Consider the following 19,065-nt stretch of genomic DNA (forward strand, 5'->3'; position numbering starts at 1 on the left):
CCGTGAGCCGCGGAAGCCGTCGGCGCTTCGTCCGGCACCGGGCGTCGATCGTCATGCCGGCCGGCGGGCAGTGGGGCATCGAACGGGAGCCCGATCTCCGATCCGTCCTCGAACGGGACGGCCGCGTGCGCGTCCCGATCCGCCGGGTGGTCGTCGGGGCCAGGCGTCGGCCGGCATCCGATGCGTGCTCGCCTTTTCGCTCGGTCATGCCTGTTGAATGTGAACGATTACTGTTGCCGTCACATGCCTTGGCCATAGTAAAAGTTAGAAACTTTGAGGACGCTCTTGCGGCTTCATGGCAATCGCTTACATGCTGGCGCGCGGCCCGCACTTCACTCCGGTGCCGTTGATCCCATGGGAGTTTGCCGTGTCCGTCGCATCCGCCCGCAACATCGCCGGCCGCAGCAGTCCCACCGAAGGAGATGACATGTGCACTGCAAGTTTTGTATCGGATGCACCAGCCAGGCCCCTGCGCCGCCTCATGCGGGCGGGCACGGTCCTCGCCGCCGCCGCACTGCTCGCCGTCGGCGCGGCGGGCCAGTCGTGGGCCTCGACTCCGATACTCCGCTGGACCACCGGCGCGCCCACCCCCGTGACCACGCTGACGCTTCCGATGGCGGTGGACTCCGCTCCGGACGCGTCCGGCATCTACTTCGCCTTCTACACCACCCTGGAGAGCGGCACACGCCCGTACGCCGGTTTCCAGCCGAAGCCCGTGGACGCGAACGGCAACCATGTGCTCCAGGCGATCTTCAGCTCCTTCAGTGCCGATGCCACGACGGCTGACGACCACTGCACCTACGGAGCCGACGGCGGCGCCGGAGTGAGCTGTGCGGTCCGCTTCGTCTACACGCCGGGAACGATGTACTCCCTGGTGCTGAAACGCGCCGCGGTGAGCGGGGCGACGCAGCTGATGTCCGGCGACGTCGTCGAGACGGCGACAGGAACGCCCGTGGCACACATCGGCAGTTTCAGCCTGCCGTCGGCCTCGGGCCGGTTCAAGAGCGCCGATCAGGGATTCATCGAGCCCTACCTTTCGGCCGGCTGCGGGCAGCGTGTCACCGTGACGTACGGCAAACCGGTCGGCACCGAGGCCGGCGTCGACCACACGGGTGGCCTTCCCACCGCCACCGACCCGTCGTCCGGCAGCTGCCTGAGCACCAGCTCCACGGCCACCGGCCGCGGACAGCAGGTCACGGTGACGGGCAACGCGTCGGCGGCGGCCGTCGGCCGGACCGCGTAATCACCCCCGGGCACGCGCAGCACCGCACCGGGGCCGACCGGCGGACGGCCTGAGGACCGACGTCCTGCCCGATCCCGCGGACGGTGCGCCGCGCACCACCGGGAGATCCTGCCGGGCGCCCCGCCGGTGCGATGCGCATCGCACCGGCGGGGCGCCTTGCGAAGCGCCACGGGCATCTCCTGGCTAAGCTCGTCGAGGGGCCCAATACCAGATCGACGGAGGCTCCCATGACCATGACGTTCGAACCACGCGATGTGGCCCCGCGCCTCGCCATCGGCGCGTTCATCCTGAACTCCGGTCTGAGCAAGTTGAAGGCGGACGAGGAGACGGCGCGGGCCGTGCACGGCATGGCCTGTGTCGCCTACCCGTTCCTGGAGAAGTTGGAGGCCGGGCGATTCACCCGGATGCTCGGCTGGTCGGAGGTCACGATCGGGGGTGCGCTGCTCGCACCCGTCGTGCCGACCCGGCTGGCCGGACTGGCACTGACCGGGTTCTCCAGCGGACTCCTCGGCCTCTACCTGCGCGTTCCCGGTATGCGGGAGCCCGGCAGTCTGCGCCCCACCCAGAACGGCATCCCGATGGCCAAGGACTCCTGGATGCTGGGCGTCGGTCTGGGTTTCCTGACCGCGGGCTGCCACCGGGGACGCCGGGCCTCATCGAGGTGCGCCCGGCGCCGGGCCCGGCGCTGACCGCTCACCCCTTGGCCGGGCGGGCCGTGGCGGTTCGTTCGCCGCGCGGAGCGGGGGTGCGGGTGCGTGAGGGCGTCGGATCCAGACGCCAGACGCGGGCCGGTGGGACGTTCGCCCACACCGTGCGCCCCTGGGCCGGCCCGCGCCGGCGGTATGCGGCGAGTACGGCCTCGACCGCCCGGTGCCGGGCCACCTCGGCGGAGCGGGCGACCAACCGGCGGGCCGGGGCGGTGCCGACGTACGCGAAGTAGGTCAACGACCCGCCGGGGCGCAGCAGATCCAGGTAGCGGTCCATCAGGGAGGCGACCGTGTCCGGACCGAAGTTGGTGAACGGCAGGCCCGAGATGATCACGTCGTAGGACTTGTGCGTGTCCAAGAGCTCGATACGCGTCTCGTGAACCCGGACCTGAAGGGGGCTTCGACCGGGGTTCGGTGCGTGGCCGTGGAGCCGGACGTGCGGATGCGTCGAGCGGTCCTCCCGGTCCGGGCGCCGTTCGTCGACGACGCTCCGCAGGACGGCCGCGAAGCGCGGGTTGGCCTCGACCACGTCCAGCGAGCTGCCCGGGGCGAGCAACGGAAGCAGGAAGCGGGTGACGGGGCCCGTGCCCGCCCCCACCTCCAGCACATCCAGCGGCTGTCCGGCCCGCTCGGTGGCCGGTTCACAGAGGGCGGAGGCGAGATTCCGGCTGCTGGGTGCCACCGCGCCGGTGGTACGGAAGCCGCGTACGGCCTCGGTGACGAAGAGCCGGGTGTCGGTGAAGCGGGGCCATGAAGTCATACCGGCGACGCTAAGGAGCGCATGCTCTCCGGAAATCGGCCGTTGTGTCCGGGCGAACCGGTACCGATGTCATCAAAGAGGCGTAGGGAACCCCCACGAAAGTAGGGGGCGCACGCGACCGGAGGCCGATGGGCCCGGGGTGATGAGGTGCCTACGATCGGCCGGTGGAACGCGAATACCCTCATCGAGGTCCGGTATGGACGGAGTGGCTGCTGTCCGGCGGGGTGTTGCTGCTGGTCGCGCAGGGGGTGATGAAGGCCGGCCTCGACACACGGCCTCCTGCCGCGGGGCCGGTGTCGGCCGTCGTGGCCACGCTGCTCCTGCCCTTGCGCTGGCGCCGCCCGCCCCTGGTGCTCGCTGCCGCGGCGGTGGCGCTGATCGCCCAGGGCGCGTATGAGCCCATGACGGTGATGGTCTTCCATCTGTCCGCCCAGGGCCGGGTCCGGCTCGCCGTGGCGGCCGGGGCGGTCGGGGGTGTGCTGCCGTGGGTGTGCGCCGCACCCCTGAGCGGCGGCGTGACACCGTCGTACGGTGCCGGACTGCTGTTCTTGCTGGCGCTGACGGCCGGGTTGTGGTGGCACAGCCGTCGACGGCTGATCGACTCGCTGAGCGAACAGGTGGAACTCCGCGCGGAACAGGCCAGGTCGGCCGAGCGTGCCCGGATCGCGGCCGAGATGCACGACGTGCTGGCACACCGGCTGAGCCTGTTGGCGCTGCACACCGGCGTGCTGGCACTGCGGGCCGATTCCATGCCGCCGCAGGTCGGCGAGCGGATCGCGTTGCTGCGCGCCACGTCCACACAGGCCTTGGCCGATCTCCGGGACGTTCTGGGCGCACTGCGTGCAAAGGAGGACGGGAGCCACCGGGACGGGGAGGACTCGGGGCGCCGGACGGTCGCCGCTCCCGCGATCCGGAACCTGTCCGAACTGCTCGACGAGGTACGGGCCATCGGTCAGGAGGTGATGGCGGAAGTGACGGGCGATCCGGGCACCACGCCCGCCACCCATCTGCTGGCCGTGCACCGACTCGTCCAGGAGGGCCTCACCAATGCCCGGAAGCACGCACCGGCCACGGCGGTTCGGCTGAGGGTGCACTACGGCGCGCCCGCCACCGAGGTGGAGTTGGTCAATTCCCCCACCACAGGCCCCGTGCGACGCAGCGACGAGGTGGCAGGCCCGGGCTACGGCCTGATCGGGCTCGGTGAGCGGGTGGCCGGGCTGCACGGTCGGTTCGTCCACGGCCCGGAACCCGACGGCGGATGGCGGCTCGCGGCCCGGCTCCCGTTGTACGCGCCGGCCGGCGAACCGGAACGCGGACAGGGCGGGCAGTGGGTCACCGGTCCGGCCGGAACGCGCACGGGAAGGACCGTCGGCACTGGCACTGGCACTGGTGGAGGCAAAGGTAAAGGCGAGGCGACCGGCATGGGCATGGGCATGGGCAAGAGCTCGCACAAGGGCATGGGAAAGAGCGTCGGCAGAGCCCTGGTGTACCGGGCCGGGAAGCTGTCGGTGGGACGCGGCGGGCGGCTCCGGACGGGGGCCGGGAGGTGAGCGAGGTGTCCATCAGGGCGATGGTGGTGGACGACGACGCCCTGGTCCGACTGGCCCTGACCGATCTGCTGGCGACGGATTCCGGCATCGAAGTCGTCGCGCAGGCGTCCGACGGCCTCCAGGCCGTGGAGGAGGCCGCCGCACACCGGGTGGACGTAGCGCTCATGGATGTACGGATGCCGCGACTCGACGGCATCACGGCCATCGCGCGACTTCGTCTGTTGCCCCATGCGCCACGCGTCATCACCCTGACGACCTTCGACCTGGACGCGTACGTGTACGAGGCGCTGGCGGCGGGTGCCGATGGTTTTCTGCTCAAGGACTCGGACCCTGCCGAGATCCTGCGGGCCGTGCATCTCGTGGCGGCCGGATCGGCGATGCTGCACCCGTCCGCGGCCCGGCGGCTGATCGACCGCTACCACCGCGCCGTCCGGCCGGGGACCGCTGCCGTACGCGGCCGGGTGGGCCGCCTGACACCGCGCGAGCGTGATGTCCTGGTACTGGTCGGGGAAGGAGCCACCAACGCGGAGATCGCCGGGCGGCTGCGGATGAGCGAGAGCACGGTGAAGGCCCACGTCAGTCGCATCTTGACTACCCTGGAGGTCGGAAACCGTGTCCAAGCGGCACTGGCCGCCCGGGACGCTGGGCTGACGGCTGACGGCTGACGGCTGACGGCTGACGGCTGACCCGGGCCGGACTCTTTTGCGTCGCGCCCGACGGTGGGTGACCGACCGGGACGCGTTGCCTCCAGGGCCCGGTTCCGTGATTCCGTGCGCGGAGCCCGCTCCGGCCGCAGATCCAAGGAGTGATCATGAGCGAGTCAGAAGAATACCGAGGTCGTGTGAAGCAGATGCGTGCCAAGGCCAAGGACCTTGAGGAGGCGGCCGAGCGCACCACCGACCCCAAGGAACGTCAGCGCCTGAAGGACAAGGCCCGCAGGATCGAAGCGGAGAGTGATCAGGTCAGCGGCATGGCGAGTGGGGACATCTACCCCATGAAGTAGCGCCCGGCCGTACCCCGGCGCCTCCGCCCGACGCCGTGCACGCCTGTCGGCCGCGGGCCCTCGGACGCCATCGTCCCGGGCCCGCGCGCGCCTGCGGCCGGCCGGGGAATCCTGGTGCGGTCCGGACGTTGAACAAGGGTGTGAGCTCTGTGATCGCATCCACCCGGTTTTCCGTCCTCGACCGCTCCCGGACCCGCGAGGGCCACGACGGCCCGGAAGCGCTGCGCGACACCGTGCGTCTCGCCCAGGAGGCCGAAGCGCTCGGCTTTCACCGGTTCTGGGTGTCCGAGCATCACAGCGTGCCGGGCGTCGCCGGTTCGGCGCCGACCGTGCTGGCAGCGGCTGTCGCGGCGGCGACATCGACCATTCGGGTCGGTACGGGCGGTGTGATGCTTCCCAATCATCAACCACTGGTGGTGGCCGAGCAGTTCGGGGTGCTGGAATCGCTCTTCCCCGGCCGGATCGACATGGGCCTCGGACGCTCGGTGGGCTTCACCGACGGCATTCGCCGCGCGCTCGGCCGGGACAAGTCGGCTGCGGAGGAGTTCGCCGGCCGGCTCGGCGAACTCCTCGGCTGGCTGGAGGGTACGCAGTGCACCTACCCGCAGGTTCATGCCCGCCCCGCGGAGGGGCTGCGCATACCCCCGTTCGTACTGGCCACCGGCGAGGGGGCCGGTATCGCCGCCGCGGCCGGGCTGCCGCTGGTCGTCGGCGACCTCCGCGGCCGGGAGCCGCTGCTGCGGGCCGTCGAGCGCTACCGTCGGGAGTTCCGCCCCTCGTCCTGGGCCCATGAGCCCTATGTCGTCGTGTCGGGAACGATCGCGCTCGCGAGGAGCGCGGAGGAGGCCCGGCGCCTTCTGGTGCCGGAGGCCTGGTCCCTGGCCCACTCCCGGACGCATGGCGTGTTCCCGCCGCTCGCCCCGGCCGAACGGATCGAGGCGCTGACCATGACGGAGAAGGAGCGTGGCTTCTACGAGAAGGGACTGCACGGTCATCTCCAGGGAACGGAGGACCACGTGGTCCCGGCGCTCGAAGCGGTGATCGAGGAGACCGGGGCGGACGAGGTGCTGGTCACCACCAGCACCTATGACCGCGCGGCTCTGCTGGATTCACTGCGTCGGCTGGCCCGGCTCGCGGACCTGACGAGCGACAGGAGCGGATCCGCAGCCCCGGCATGACGGTTGCCGCACTGTCCGTGGCCCCCACGACTCATGTGGGTCGCCTCCCCGTCGCCACCACGCCCGAGGCCGCGTCGGGCGCGGCGCGTGTCGATGGCGGGGGAGCAGTACGAGAGCGGCCATGGTGAGGGCATGAACAGCATTGACCTTTTGACGGATGCTTTCACTCGCGTCCAGGAAGCGGTGCACTCGGCGGTCGAGGGCGTTTCGCGCGCCGATCTCCATGCCCGCCTCGACGACGGGGCGAACACGATCGCCTGGCTCGTGTGGCACCTGACCCGGATCCAGGACGACCATGTATCGGACGCGGCCGGGATCGAGCAGGTCTGGTTCACCCACGACTGGGCCTCGCGCTTCGATCTCCCCTTCGCGAAGGAAGCCACCGGCTACGGACACAGCAGTGCGGACGTCGCGGCTGCGCGGGTGGGTTCGGCCGAACTGCTGAGCGGCTACTACGACGACGTCCACGAACAGACCCTCCGATTCCTTCGTGGGCTCGACGGCAGGGCGCTGGGCCGCGTCGTGGACGACTCGTGGTCGCCCCCGGTCACCCTGGGGGTGCGTCTGATCAGTGTCATCTCGGACGATCTGCAACACGCGGGCCAGGCGGCCTTCGTCCGGGGTGTGCTCGAACGCCGGTAGAACTCGACCTGGGCGCAGGCCCGTCGGGCCGGTGAGGCGGTCGGTATCCGCCGACGCCCGCTGCGCTCCTGGTCCTCCGGAGCCGCAGCCGTGGAGGACATGGCTTCGGCTTCCGGAGGACTCGGGCGGCTCAGCGCTTGAGTGCCACGCCGCTCACCGCGTGGCCCTGCAGGGCGTCCGCCGGGTTCTGTTCGGGATCGGGGCGCCAGGCCGACGTCTTGACGACGCCCGGCTCCACCAGTTCCAGACCGTGGAAGAAGTCGGCGATCCGTTCAGGGCTGCGCAGATGGTACGAACTGGCCGAGTTCGCGTTGTAGGAGGCAACTGCGTGGTTCAGCGCGTCACTTGTGTTCGTGCCGTCGCTGAGGGCCAGATAGCTTCCCGGGGGGAGCGCGTCCACCAGTCGGTCGACCAGCGTCCAGGGGTCGTCCTCATCGGGCAGCTGTCCCATGATCCCCAGCATGGTCAGCCCGACCGGCCGGCTGAAGTCCAGTGTCTTGGCGGCTTCGGAGAGGATCGCGTCGGCGTCCCTGACATCGGCGTCGATGTACGCGCAGGCACCCTCGGGAGTGCTGGTGAGCAGGGCACGGGCATGGGTCAGGACGAGCGGGTCGTTGTCGACGTACACGATCCTGGATTCCGGGGCCACCCGCTGGGCCACCTCGTGCGTGTTGTCGGCGGTGGGCAGGCCCGTGCCGATGTCGAGGAACTGGCGGATGCCCGCCTCCGCGGTGAGGAAGCGCACCGCGCGGGCGAGGAAGGCCCGCTGGAGGCGGGCGACGGCGGCGAAGTCCGGGAACATCGTGAGGATCATGTCGCCCATCTGGTGGTCGACGGTGTAGTTGTCCTTGCCGCCCAGGATGTAGTTCCAAACCCGAGCCGAGTGCGGCCGGTCCGTCTGAAGTCTGTCGGCCGGCGACTGCGAAGAAGTACTCATGACACGATCCTGGCATATGCCAAACCCGTCTGCCGAGGCACTGATCACCGAAGCCGACTCGCAGGGGACCCGCCTCCGGTCGGAGGCGGGTCCCCTGCGGAGCGCGTCACGGATCTTCGGTCAACCAGTGCCCGTCGTGGTGGACTTGATGGTCCGCAGAGCTGTCTCCTTTCTGGGCGGCGGGCGTTGATCGGTGCGACGTCGCCGGTTCACGCATGGTCGCGCGTCGTCGGCGTGCTCTGGTGCGGGAGGACGGCGTCCGTGCGGGGCGCGTACTGGGCCGCCTGGGTACGGAACATGGAGGCGTAGCGCCCGTCGGCCGCGATGAGTTCGTCGTGGGTGCCGTGCTCGATCAGTCGGCCCCTGTTCAGTACGTGGATGGTGTCGGCGTGGCGGACGCCGGACATGCGGTGGGTCACCAGCACGACCGCCCGATGCGGGCCGGCGAGCTGCCGGATCCGGTCGAACGCGGCGATCTCCGCTTCGGGGTCCAGGGCCGAGGTCGGCTCGTCGACGATCAGTACGCTGTCCGCGGCGCAGGTCTTCGTCCGCCAGTGCGTGCGGGCCAGACCGATCTTCTGCCACTCGCCGCCGGAGATCTCCGACGCGCCGCGGAACATGCGGGCCAGCAGCGTCGCCAGTCCGTGGGGGAGTTTCGCGACGACCGGCGACGCTCCGGCGTACTCGACCGACCGTTCCAGCTCCTCGTCGGTGGCGGCCCGCTGGGGGCGTCCGATACGGATGTTCATCGCGGCGGTCACCGGCCACCGCTCGAAATCCTGTGTCAGCAGCGACACCCGCTCGAAGAGCCGGGCCCGGTCGAGATCGGTCTCGTCCACGCCTCCCCAGCGCACACAGCCGCTCTGTGGCAGCAGCAGTCCGGCGACGACCTTCATCAGCGTGGACTTGCCCGAACCGTTCTCACCGACGACGGCGGTCACCGACCCCATGGGGAGCGACAGGGACACCTCGTCGAGGGCGGGCTCGTCACGGTCCGGGTATCGGTATGTCACCTTCTCCAGTACCACCGCGCCGACACGGTCAGGAAGGTCCGGACCACCGGTGGGGATGGCGCGGCGGGCCGCCTCGCCGAGGAATCGGTCGTGGTCCTGTACGTACAGACTCTCCTCGTGGAGCTGATTGACGTTCATGACGAGGCCGCCGAGGTTCGCCGAGCCGGAGCGCACCGCGACAACGGCCGTGCCCGCGACGGCGAGTTCCATGTGCCCCGACACGATGAGCCAGCCCAGGACGGCGTACGTCCCGACCACGGCGATCCCGGACATGCCCGCGGCCACCAGTTCGGTGAGGCCCTTGTCCGTCGCGAGCCGTCTCTGTTCCGCCTCCGCGCTCTCGGCCATGTCCTCGTACCGCTCCAGCAGGAACCGGCCCACCGCATGGATGCGCACCTCCTGAGCCGCGCTGCGGGACGTGAGCAACGTGCCGATCAGACGGCTCGCCCGCACGTGCTCGATCCAGGTCATCACCGACACGTACCGTTTCTGCGCCACCCGCATCGCTCCCCAGCCGCGGGGTGCGGCGATCAGCACCAGCATCGGCAGCAGCGCCGGATGCAGAACGGTGAGGACGCCGCCGGTGGCGAGGAGGGAGATGGTGCCGTTCAGGGCTGCGACACAGGCGCCGATCATGCGCCGGGCGGAGGCGGCGCCGTACTGCGCGACCTCGATGAGGCGGCGGAACTCCGGATCCTCGATCGCCTCCAGCTCCACCGCCGCCGCGGCGGCCAGGTACTCCGTCGTGGCCAGCCGCTCCACCAGGGGCTCCAGACGCCCCGCCCGTGCGGTGGACCAGCAGGCCAGGCACGCGCTGATCACCGCGATCGCCCCGGCCGCGGCCATTGCGGGCAGCGCCTCGTACAGCCGGTCGACCGGGGCCTTTGTGCCGAGCAGCGCGTGCATCACGGCATTGACCGCGAGCAGCCCGACCGCTGCGGCGACCCCCTGTCCGATCTCGCTCACGGCCAGCACCACCAGAGCCGGGCGATCGGCGCGCCAGGCCCGCCGCAGGGTGGTGCCGACCAGCCGGGGCAGCACGCGCACCGCCTCCGGCATGGTCAGGTCCAGTGTCGACAGTTCGTGCTCGGACCAGCCCGTGTCATAGCGCAGGGGACCGCCGAACAGTTCCTTCTCGCTCGCGGAGACGGCCGGCTCGGCCATCCGTACCCGTCCGAAGACCTTCACGCCGCACCCGCTTCCTGATTCCCGAGCGGCACCGAGGGACGGACCGGGCCGGACCGGGCGTCAACGAGGTGCCGCGGGGGTGGCGCGTGCGCAGGACGATTCTCGAACACCAGGTGAAGAACAGTAGGGATGGGACGGAGACTCACGGTTCCTCCTCGAAGTCGGCCTTACCGGACGTGTGATCGGAAAACGCGTGGCGCGGGGACTCGTCACGGGCTAAGACGGACGAATCGTCGGACAAAGGTTCGGCTCGACCGGGGAGGCTTGGGGGCGCTGACGAAGAGGGTGTGATGTGGTGTTCGATTCACCCGCCAGGTGGTCTGACACCTGATCGAGGGATTGCGTTGCTGTGGCGAACCCGCGGCCCGAACCCCTCACCCTGGCACGCTCCGTGGCTCGTGCCCTTCGTGCGCCATGCCGTCGCGGACGCCACCGTGGAACCTCACGCGGTCGGCGCCGGGGGCGGTCCACGGTGCTTGCGAAGGCACACGATCGGCCGGGCCCGTTCCTGGAGCGTCTCTTTCCCCGTGCGGCCGCCGGCGCCGTTGCGCCGAGGGATGCGGAGAGCGCCCACTGGCGGCTGGAACTCCTCACCGAGCCACCGCTGTAGCGGGGAAGGCGGTCGGTGCTCCGCGTGTCACGGTGCGAAGCGAACGGAGTGACGCGGCGTCAAGCCGCCGCTCCCCGGCCCGGCGCGCCGAACGGCACGGCCTGCCGCCACCGCGGCCGCTCGGGACGGCCGGGAGGCGGCGTTCACGCGTCGACGAGGAGATTTCGCGCGGTGGCCGATGGCACCGGGTAGATCCGTTCGGGCGGAAGCAGCCGCTGGGCCTGTGCGGTCCGGCCGCTCTGCTTGAGTGCCGCGATCCTGCGAACCTGTGGCGTCACGTCGGTGAGGCCGACGACCCAGTCCTGCGCGAAGGTGCGGATCAGCCCGCGTCCGACCCCGACCTGGATGCTGTAGTGATTGAGCGCGGCTCCCCGCAGTGAACGCTCGGGATCCCACTGGACGTGGACGGGGGCTCGGGCGACGACCGCCGGGTCGGTCGTCGTCAGCACGGCCCGGGACAGCGCCTCCTCCCAGCCGGAACGGGTGAGGCGTACCGCGAGGACACGTTCCTGCCCGGACTTCTGTGCCCAGTTGCTGCGGTGCATGAGCCACAGGAACGACGGTTTGATCCAGGTCATCCGGTTGAACGAGAACGGCGGCACGAACCGGTTCGCCCGCAGCGACGGTCCGGCGACCGCGGGTGAGTACGCCTGGTGCACCACGATCGTCCGTTCGTCGTAGTGGGCACGTACCTGGTGGTGGGCGGACATGCGCCACAGGCTTCCAGGCAACCGAGTCGACCGCGATCGGTTTTCGCTCCGCCCGACCGGACCGTTCCTGCCCCCGCACCCTCGTCTTCGTCTTCGTCGCGGAGCACCGTCGGCAGGGCGGTTTTTCGTGCGGCGCGACCACTCGGAGCCGGTGCACGGCTGCCTAATGTTCCCTCACTCGGCGGCGGCGTGCCGCTCCCCCGGAGGTGACGATGGCCAGCACCGCAGGCACGGAGACGAGATTGGGCACGAGGCGAGGGGGCCGGTCCGCGGCCGCGATGGTCACGGCGCTCGGCCTGGTCACCACCGCGGCCGCGTGCGGTGGCGGCTCGTCCGCCGAAGGCGGGGGCGGGGCGACGGTGGTGCTCGCCGTCGCCGCCGATCCGGGCACCCTCAGCCCCACCACGGCACTGGCCGGCACCGCACTGTCGATGAACTCCTTCGCCTACGACACGCTCGTGCACATCGAGGCCGACGGCTCACTGGTTCCCGGGGTGGCCGAGAAATGGTCCGCCACGCCGACCTCCGTGAAGTTCACCATCCGCCCGGGGGTGACCTGCGAGGACGGGGCGCCGCTCACCGCCGACGACGTGGCAGCCGAGTACAACCACATCGCCGATCCGAAGAACCAGTCCCCGATGCTCGGGCTCTCCGTCCCCGTCACCGCGGTGGCCGAGGCCGACAGGGCGAGCCGGACCGTCACCGTCACCACGACGAAACCCGCGCCGTTCATCGTGCAGATGTCCCGGCTGCTGCCCCTGCTCTGCAAGAAGAGCCTGGCGACACCGGAAGCCCTGGCCAAGGCGACCGACGCGAGCGGACCGTACCGGCTGACCGAAGCGGTTCCGGGCGACCACTACACCTACGTCAAACGGGACGGATACGCCTGGGGGCCCCGCGGATCCACCGGAGCCGGCCTCCCCGCAAAGCTGGTGTTCAAGGTGGTCGCCAACGAGTCCACCGCGGCCAATCTCCTGATGGCCGGGCAGATCAACGGGGCCCTGATCAACGGCGCCGACCAGGACCGGCTGGACGCGGCCAAGGTGAACCGCGAGACCACCCAGGCGCTCTTCGGGCAGCTCCTCTTCAACCAGGCCGCCGGCCACCCGGGCGCCGACCGGGCGGTCCGCAAGGCCCTGGTCTCCGTACTGGACCTGAAGCAACTCGCAAACGTGGCCACCGGGGGAAAGGGCAGGCCCGCCACCGGCATCGGGGAGACGGCTCCCACCCCCTGCACCGGCGACACGGTGACCGGGAACCTCCCCGCCCATGACACGGCGCGGGCCGCCGCCGTACTCACCGCCGCGGGCTGGGCGAAGAGCGGCGGCACCTGGACCAAGGACGGCAAGCCGCTCGCCGTCGGGCTCAGCCACCCGACCAATCAGGGCCCACAGGTCGCCTCGGCGGTCGAACTGGCCGTCCAGCAGTGGACGTCCTTCGGTGTGAAGGCATCGGCGAAGCCCACGGGTTCCTCCAGCATCCTCGGCACCCTCACCGGCGGCGACTGGGATGTGGCCTGGGCTCCCATCGGGGTCGTCCTCCCGGACCAGCTGACCCAGTTCTACGACGGGCCGCCACCGCCCAAGGGCAACAACTTCGGCTCCATCGCCAATGCCGACTACCACCGGCTCGCCGCACAGGCCTCGGCGAAGCCCGGCGTCTCGGGCTGCGACCTGTGGAACGCGGCCGACGCCGCCCTGGTCAAGAACGTCGACATCGTGCCGATCGTCAACAGGCCGCTCCGGTACTACGGAAAGGGCATCACCTTCGAGGTGGACGGCTCCGGCATCATCCCCAGCACTCTGCGGCGGAGCGCCGGCTGATGGCGTCGATCACCCTCGATTCCCTGAGCACGACCGCCCGCAGCCCCTGGGTCGGATTCGTCCTGCGCCGCACCTGGCGGCTGGTGGTCTCGCTGGCCGCGCTGATCACGGCCGCGTTCGCCATGATCCATCTGATCCCCGGCGACCCGGTGCGGTCGGCGCTCGGCACCACCGCCGACCCGGCGCTGATCGCGGCCCGCAGACACTCGCTCGGCCTGGACCAGTCACTACCGGAGCAGTACGGGGACTTCGTCGGCCATCTCCTCCAGGGCAGGCTCGGTGACTCGATCGGCGCCCAGATGCCCGTCTCCGAGATCATCTCCAGCAGGCTCCCGGCGACCCTGCAGATCGCCGTCCCCGCGTTCGCGTTGATCCTGCTGCTCGCCGTCCCGGTCGGAATGACCGCCGCGGTGCTGACCAAGGACGGCCGCAGGCGCCGCGGTGAGCTGGCCTTCACCGGCGTCACCGGCTTCCTGGGCGCGGTCCCCGAATTCCTGCTGGCGGTCGGCCTGGTCGCGGCGTTCGCCGTGGCATGGCCGGTCTTCCCGGTGGCTTCGCGCGGCGGTGCGGACTCCTACGTACTGCCGGTGCTCGCGCTCACCGTCGTCCCGGCGGCCGCACTGTCGCGCATCGTCCGGGTGGAGACCCTGCGGGTGCTCGGCGAGGACTACATGCGCACCGCGCGGGCGAAGCGGCTTCCGGCCCGGCTGCGCTATCTGCGGCACGCGCTGCCGAATCTGCTGACGTCCTCGCTCACCCTGGGCGGCCTGCTGTTCAGTTCGCTGCTCGCCGGCACCGTACTGGTCGAGAACGTCTTCGCCTGGCCCGGACTCGGCACGACGATCGTCCAGGCGATCACCGAGAAGGACTATCCGCTGGTCCAGGGCGTCGTGCTGGTCTACGGGGCGGCCGCGCTGCTCATCACCTTCGCCGTCGACGTGGCCGTGGCCGTCGCCGACCCCCAGTCCACCGTCCGAGGGAGTTGACGATGCCACACCAGGATCAGGACACCTCACTGCGGCACCGGCTGGGGCGCACGTTCCGGACACCGATCGGCATCACCGCGCTGACCGGCTGCCTGGTGGTGGCGCTGGTCGCCGTGTTCGGGCCGGTCCTGCTCGGTGAGCAGGCCGCGCGGGTCGACACCGACGCCATCAACCAGGGCAGCAGCGCCGCGCATCTGCTGGGCACCGACCAGCTCGGCCGTGACATCGCCGCCCGTGTGGTGATGGCGACCCGGCTGACCCTGCGACTCACCCTGCTGGCCGCCGTGGTCGGGGTCGGCGGCGGGCTGCTGCTCGGTGTCGCACCGGCGGTGGTGGGCCGGCGCCCGGGCCGGCTGATCACCGCGACCGTGGGCGTACTGGTGGCCTTTCCCGGACTGCTGTTCCTGCTCTTCCTCGCCACGATCTTCGGGGTCGGAAGCACCGGCGCGGTGTTCGCCGTGGGACTGGCCATGGTCCCGCCCATGGCACGGCTGGTGCAGAACCTGACGGCCTCGGTAGCGGGATCGGACTACGTCGCCGCTGCACGGATCCTCGGTGTGGGCCGGTTCCGGCTGGTGGTACGCCATCTGCTCCCCAACATAGCCGAGCCGTCGGTGCTGTTCGCCGCCCAGGCGACCGGTGGCATCCTGGTGGCCTTCTCCGGCCTCTCGTTCCTCGGCCTGGGCGTACAGCCGCCCGAGTACGACTGGGGGCGGCTGCTCAACGAGCAGCTGAACCGGATCTACGTGAACCCGGCGGCGGCCCTGGCACCCGGCGCGGCCGTCGTCCTGACGGGGCTGGTGTTCGGGCTGCTCGGTGAAGCGCTCGCCCAGGCCGGCGGCCGACGGACGCCGCGGACACCGGTCCCGGCGCCGGTACAGCGGGCCGCGGCACCGGTCGACACGGACCCCGGCGACGACGACGCGCCACTGGTCCGGGCGCGCGACCTGCGCGTGACCTTTCCCGGCGGCCGACACGCCGTACGCGGGATCTCCCTGGACATCGGCGCCGGCGAAGCCGTCGGCCTGGTCGGGGAATCGGGATCCGGCAAGAGCCTGAGCGCCCTGGCCCTGGCGGATCTGGTCCCGCACCCGGGACGGGTCGACGCGGGCACGCTCCGTTTCGACGGCCACGATCCGCGCGCGGACCCGCACCTGGGCATCGAGCTGGCCATGGTCTTCCAGGACCCGATGGCGTCGCTCAATCCGGCCCTGCGGGTGGGACGCCAGCTCGCCGAAGTGGCCGAGGTGCACCTCGGAGCGTCCCGGGCGCAGGCCATGGCACGCGCCACCGACCGGCTCGGCGCGGTCCGTATCCCCTCGCCGGAGCGGCGCGCACGGCAGCGGCCGCACGAGTACTCCGGCGGGATGCGACAACGGGCCGTCATCGCGATGGGCCTGATGGGCGAGCCGAAACTCGTCATCGCCGACGAGCCGACCACGGCGCTCGACGTGGCCGTCCAGCAACAGGTGCTCGACCTGCTCGCCGAGGTGCGCGAGGAGTCCGGCGCCGCGTTGCTGCTGATCTCCCACGACCTCGCCGTCGTCGCCCAGGTCTGCGAACGCGTCCTGGTGATGTACGGCGGCCTGGTCGTCGAGGATCTTCCCGTCGCCGGACTGATCGGCGGTGCGGCCCACCCGTACACCCGGGCGCTGGTGGGGGCCGTCCCGACCATGGCCACGGATCCCGGCACGGAACTGGCGACCATCCCCGGCCGCCCGCCGGAACCGGGGGAGGCGGGTCCGGGCTGTCCCTTCGCGCCGCGTTGCGAACGCGCCCGGGACCGCTGCCACGACGAGGTTCCCGACCTCACCTCGTCCGGACCCGGCCACAGGGTCGCCTGCTGGTACCCGGTGGACGCGGTGGCGGTCGGCACGCCCGCCCGGACCACCTCGAACGGAGCGGAGGCAACGCCGTGAGCTCACTCGAACTGCGCGGAATCACCGTGCGCTACGGTCGCTCCACCGCGGTGGAGAACGTCGACCTGCTGGTGCCGGAGGGAACGGTCACCGGACTCGTGGGCGGCTCGGGGTCGGGTAAATCGACCCTCGGGAAGGCCGTCGTCGGGCTGGCACCGACGCACTCCGGGCGGGTACTGGTCGCCGGGCACGATGCCGGGCGACGGCACGGGCGCAGCCCGGTGCAGCTGGTGTTCCAGAATCCGTACGCCTCGCTCGACCCGCGCATGACCGTCGGCGCGTCGGTCGCCGAAGCGTTGACGTCGCCCCGCGGAGCCGACCCGGGCGAAGCTCTCGCCCGCACGGCACCGGCCCCGCGGTCCGGCCGGCGCGAAAAAGCCGTCCGCAGGGCAACGGCCCGTGAACGCCGCGCGGCACGTGACGCGGAGGTGGCCCACTACCTGGAGCTCGTCGGCATCGACCCCGCGCGGGCGGCGCTCACCCCGGACGCGCTCTCGGGCGGCCAGCGCCAACGGGTGGCCCTGGCCAGGGCTCTGGCGGCCCGCCCCGCCGTGCTGATCGCGGACGAGATCACCTCGGCCCTGGACGTGTCGGTCCAGGGCGCGGTGCTCAATCTGCTGCGCCGCCTCCAGCGCGAGCTGGGCTTCGCGATGGTCTTCATCTCCCACAACCTCGCGGTCGTCCGCTACTTGTCCGACCAGGTCGCCGTGATGGACGGCGGACGTCTCGTCGAGTGCGGCCCCACCGGCCGGGTGCTGGAGCGCCCGGAGCACCCGACGACCCGGAACCTGATCTCCTGTGTACCGACTCTCGCTCTCGCCGAGGAGGCGTCATGACCCGACCGCTGAAGATCGACGACTTGTACCGGTTCGAGATCCCCGGTGATCCCGCGCTGTCCCCGGACGGGGAACGTGTCGCCTACACCCTGGCCACCCAGGACGCCGAGAACGACCGCGTGGTCCGCTCCGTGTGGGAGGTGCGCGCAGGGGGAGGACCGGCCCGGCGGCTCACCCACGGTCCCGCGGACACCACGCCGCGCTGGTCCCCGGACGGGGCGCGGCTGGCGTTCCTGCGCGAGGGGCAGGTCCATCTGCTCCCCGTCGACGGGGGAGAGGCCGTACCGCTCACCACGCCCGCCCGGTGCCCGGCGGGAGCGGGCACGCCGGTCTGGAGCCCGGATGGATCACGGATCGCCTTCTCGGCCCCCGCGACCCGGCGCGAGGAGACTGCCCCCGTGGTCATCGACGCCCTCGGCTGGAAGGCGGACGGGGCCGGGACGATCGGATCGGTCCGGACCCAACTGTTCGTGGTGGAGGTGGAGTCGGGCGAGGTCAGGCAGCTCACGCACGGCGATCGGCACGCCGGCCCGCCCACCTGGTCGCCCGACGGCACACAGCTCGCCTACTCGGCGCAGAGCGCCCCGGACACGGCCGTGCTCGGGACCTCGGCCGCCCATGTCGTAGGGGTCGGGGAAGGTGCGCCCGAGCCCCGCCGGATCGGCCCGGCCGAGGGCCTGGCCGGCCCGGTGAGCTGGTTCCCCGACGGATCCGCCCTGCTCGTCGTCGGCCGGACCACGTTCGCTGTCGGCCATCAGGAACTGCTGCGTCAGCCCCTGGACGGATCGGCGCCGGTGCCGCTCGGCGCCGCCCTGGACCGCAATGTCCTGTCCGGCGGGCCGGGTTATCCGGGTGCGCTGCCGCAGTTCCACGGCGACGCCATCGTGTTCTGCGCCCGTGATCGGGGCGCCACCCGCCTGTACCGGGTGGACGCGGCGGGGATCAGCGCATCTCCGCTGCCCGTCGGCACCGGGGTCAGCGGATGCTCGGTCGCCACGAAGGCCGGGCGGGCGGCGGTGGTGGTCTCCGACGCGTCGAGCTTCGCCGAGATCGAACTGCTCGACCTGGACGCCTGGACGTCCGGGGATCCGGGCGGGCCGTCGGCCGGAGCACCGTCCGTGCGACTGACCGACCACATGGCCCGGTCGCTGCCCGAGATCGCCCTCCACCCGGTCACCGAACGCGAGTTCACCCTCACGGACGGCACCGTGGTGCACGGCATGATCACCCGGGCCGCGCAGACGCCCGCGGGCGGGCCGCTGCTGGTCGACGTGCATGGCGGCCCGCACAACGCCTGGGCGCCGCACTCCGATCCCGCCCACCTCTACCACCAGGAGCTGGCCTCGCGGGGCTGGACCGTCCTGACGCTGAACGTCCGTGCCAGCGACGGCTACGGCGAGGCGTTCTACACGGCCGCCGTGGGTGCCTGGGGCGAGACGGACGAGCAGGACGTCCTGCAACCGGTCGCCACCCTCGTCGCCGAGGGGCTCGTCGACCCGGAACGGATCGCGCTCACCGGCTACAGCTACGGCGGCTATCTGAGCTGCTGGCTCTCCGCCCGCAGCGACGTCTTCGCCGCCGTCGTCCCGGGCGGCACCCTGGTCGACCTGAGGAGCATGGCCGGCACCTCCGAGGAAGGACACCTGATCGCCGACTTCGAGATCGGCGACCCGGAACGGCTGACGGAGCTCTCGCCGATCAACCACGCGGACGCGGTCCACGCGCCCACACTGATCCTGCACGGCGGCGCGGACCACACCTGCCCGGTCGGTCAGGCCGAGCAGTGGTTCCACGCGCTGCGCACCCGGGACGTGCCGGTCCGGCTGGTCGTGTACCCCGGCAGCTCGCACCTCTTCCTCCTGGACGGTCGGCCCTCGCACCGGGAGGACTACTCCCGTCGGCTGATCGAGTGGGTCACCACGCACACCGACCGCTGAAGCCGCCGAACACCCCGAAACCG

At 71.2% G+C, this 19,065-nt stretch carries 16 protein-coding genes; 12 read left to right on the forward strand and 4 right to left on the reverse strand.

All coding sequences use genetic code 11. The features are described from left to right. The first annotated feature begins 427 nt into the window (after nt 1–427). Entirely contained in the window at nt 428–1,243 is an 816-nt protein-coding gene (locus ACIOHC_RS17055; protein ID WP_351085601.1) for a hypothetical protein, read from the forward strand. A 227-nt stretch (nt 1,244–1,470) separates the two neighbouring features. Next, the gene (locus ACIOHC_RS17060; RefSeq protein ID WP_351083303.1) at nt 1,471–1,932 is read left to right on the forward strand and encodes a hypothetical protein; all 462 of its coding nucleotides are present in this window, start codon (nt 1,471–1,473) and stop codon (nt 1,930–1,932) included. Between the two features lie 4 nt (nt 1,933–1,936). Here ACIOHC_RS17060 and ACIOHC_RS17065 read toward each other — a convergent pair whose 3' ends face one another. Then, complete coding sequence (locus tag ACIOHC_RS17065; protein ID WP_351083305.1) at nt 1,937–2,710, reverse strand: methyltransferase; 774 nt, start codon at nt 2,708–2,710, stop codon at nt 1,937–1,939. A gap of 164 nt (nt 2,711–2,874) precedes the next feature. Here ACIOHC_RS17065 and ACIOHC_RS17070 point away from each other — a divergent pair, with 164 nt between their 5' ends. The 5 genes from ACIOHC_RS17070 (at nt 2,875) to ACIOHC_RS17090 (ending at nt 7,083) form a co-directional block, all read left to right on the forward strand. Further along, nucleotides 2,875–4,260 (forward strand): sensor histidine kinase, encoded by a 1,386-nt coding sequence (locus ACIOHC_RS17070; RefSeq protein WP_401843082.1) that lies wholly within the window; start codon nt 2,875–2,877, stop codon nt 4,258–4,260. Between the two features lie 20 nt (nt 4,261–4,280). Next, nucleotides 4,281–4,925 carry a response regulator gene (locus tag ACIOHC_RS17075; RefSeq protein ID WP_376217896.1) on the forward strand — a complete coding sequence of 215 codons (645 nt, stop codon included), beginning with the start codon at nt 4,281–4,283 and terminating at the stop codon, nt 4,923–4,925. 146 nt (nt 4,926–5,071) lie between these two features. After that, the gene (locus ACIOHC_RS17080) at nt 5,072–5,263 is read left to right on the forward strand and encodes a DUF6381 family protein (RefSeq protein WP_351083309.1); all 192 of its coding nucleotides are present in this window, start codon (nt 5,072–5,074) and stop codon (nt 5,261–5,263) included. Between the two features lie 140 nt (nt 5,264–5,403). Beyond that, nucleotides 5,404–6,441, forward strand: a complete 1,038-nt coding sequence (locus ACIOHC_RS17085; protein WP_365693130.1) for an MsnO8 family LLM class oxidoreductase — start codon at nt 5,404–5,406, stop codon at nt 6,439–6,441. A gap of 132 nt (nt 6,442–6,573) precedes the next feature. Then, nucleotides 6,574–7,083, forward strand: coding sequence for a DUF664 domain-containing protein (locus ACIOHC_RS17090; RefSeq protein WP_351083314.1), 510 nt, complete (start codon nt 6,574–6,576; stop codon nt 7,081–7,083). A gap of 130 nt (nt 7,084–7,213) precedes the next feature. On the opposite strand, the gene ACIOHC_RS17095 is transcribed toward ACIOHC_RS17090, so the two are convergent. From ACIOHC_RS17095 to ACIOHC_RS17105, 3 genes are all read right to left on the reverse strand, one after another. After that, nucleotides 7,214–8,020, reverse strand: coding sequence for an SAM-dependent methyltransferase (locus ACIOHC_RS17095; protein WP_351083316.1), 807 nt, complete (start codon nt 8,018–8,020; stop codon nt 7,214–7,216). A gap of 209 nt (nt 8,021–8,229) precedes the next feature. Then, on the reverse strand, nt 8,230–10,197 hold the full coding sequence (locus ACIOHC_RS17100) for an ABC transporter ATP-binding protein (protein WP_351083373.1): 1,968 nt from the start codon (nt 10,195–10,197) through the stop codon (nt 8,230–8,232). 777 nt (nt 10,198–10,974) lie between these two features. Next, nucleotides 10,975–11,541: a DUF4291 domain-containing protein gene (locus ACIOHC_RS17105; RefSeq protein ID WP_401843084.1), complete on the reverse strand. Its 567-nt coding sequence runs from the start codon at nt 11,539–11,541 to the stop codon at nt 10,975–10,977. A 212-nt stretch (nt 11,542–11,753) separates the two neighbouring features. Here ACIOHC_RS17105 and ACIOHC_RS17110 point away from each other — a divergent pair, with 212 nt between their 5' ends. The 5 genes from ACIOHC_RS17110 to ACIOHC_RS17130 are packed head-to-tail and all read left to right on the forward strand — an operon-like array spanning nt 11,754 to nt 19,042. Then, the gene (locus ACIOHC_RS17110) at nt 11,754–13,364 is read left to right on the forward strand and encodes an ABC transporter substrate-binding protein (RefSeq protein WP_365693125.1); all 1,611 of its coding nucleotides are present in this window, start codon (nt 11,754–11,756) and stop codon (nt 13,362–13,364) included. Further along, complete coding sequence (locus ACIOHC_RS17115; protein ID WP_351083322.1) at nt 13,364–14,350, forward strand: ABC transporter permease; 987 nt, start codon at nt 13,364–13,366, stop codon at nt 14,348–14,350. Before ACIOHC_RS17110 ends, ACIOHC_RS17115 begins: the two co-directional genes overlap by 1 nt. A gap of 2 nt (nt 14,351–14,352) precedes the next feature. Further along, on the forward strand, nt 14,353–16,269 hold the full coding sequence (locus ACIOHC_RS17120) for a dipeptide/oligopeptide/nickel ABC transporter permease/ATP-binding protein (protein ID WP_365693124.1): 1,917 nt from the start codon (nt 14,353–14,355) through the stop codon (nt 16,267–16,269). Next, nucleotides 16,266–17,105: an ATP-binding cassette domain-containing protein gene (locus ACIOHC_RS17125; protein ID WP_365693123.1), complete on the forward strand. Its 840-nt coding sequence runs from the start codon at nt 16,266–16,268 to the stop codon at nt 17,103–17,105. The genes ACIOHC_RS17120 and ACIOHC_RS17125 overlap by 4 nt, the downstream gene beginning before the upstream one ends. Then, nucleotides 17,102–19,042, forward strand: a complete 1,941-nt coding sequence (locus tag ACIOHC_RS17130) for a prolyl oligopeptidase family serine peptidase (protein ID WP_401843085.1) — start codon at nt 17,102–17,104, stop codon at nt 19,040–19,042. The genes ACIOHC_RS17125 and ACIOHC_RS17130 overlap by 4 nt, the downstream gene beginning before the upstream one ends. The last annotated feature ends 23 nt before the right edge of the window (nt 19,043–19,065 follow it).

It is taken from the genome of Streptomyces sp. NPDC088252 (assembly GCF_044740965.1).
Classification (GTDB): domain Bacteria; phylum Actinomycetota; class Actinomycetes; order Streptomycetales; family Streptomycetaceae; genus Streptomyces.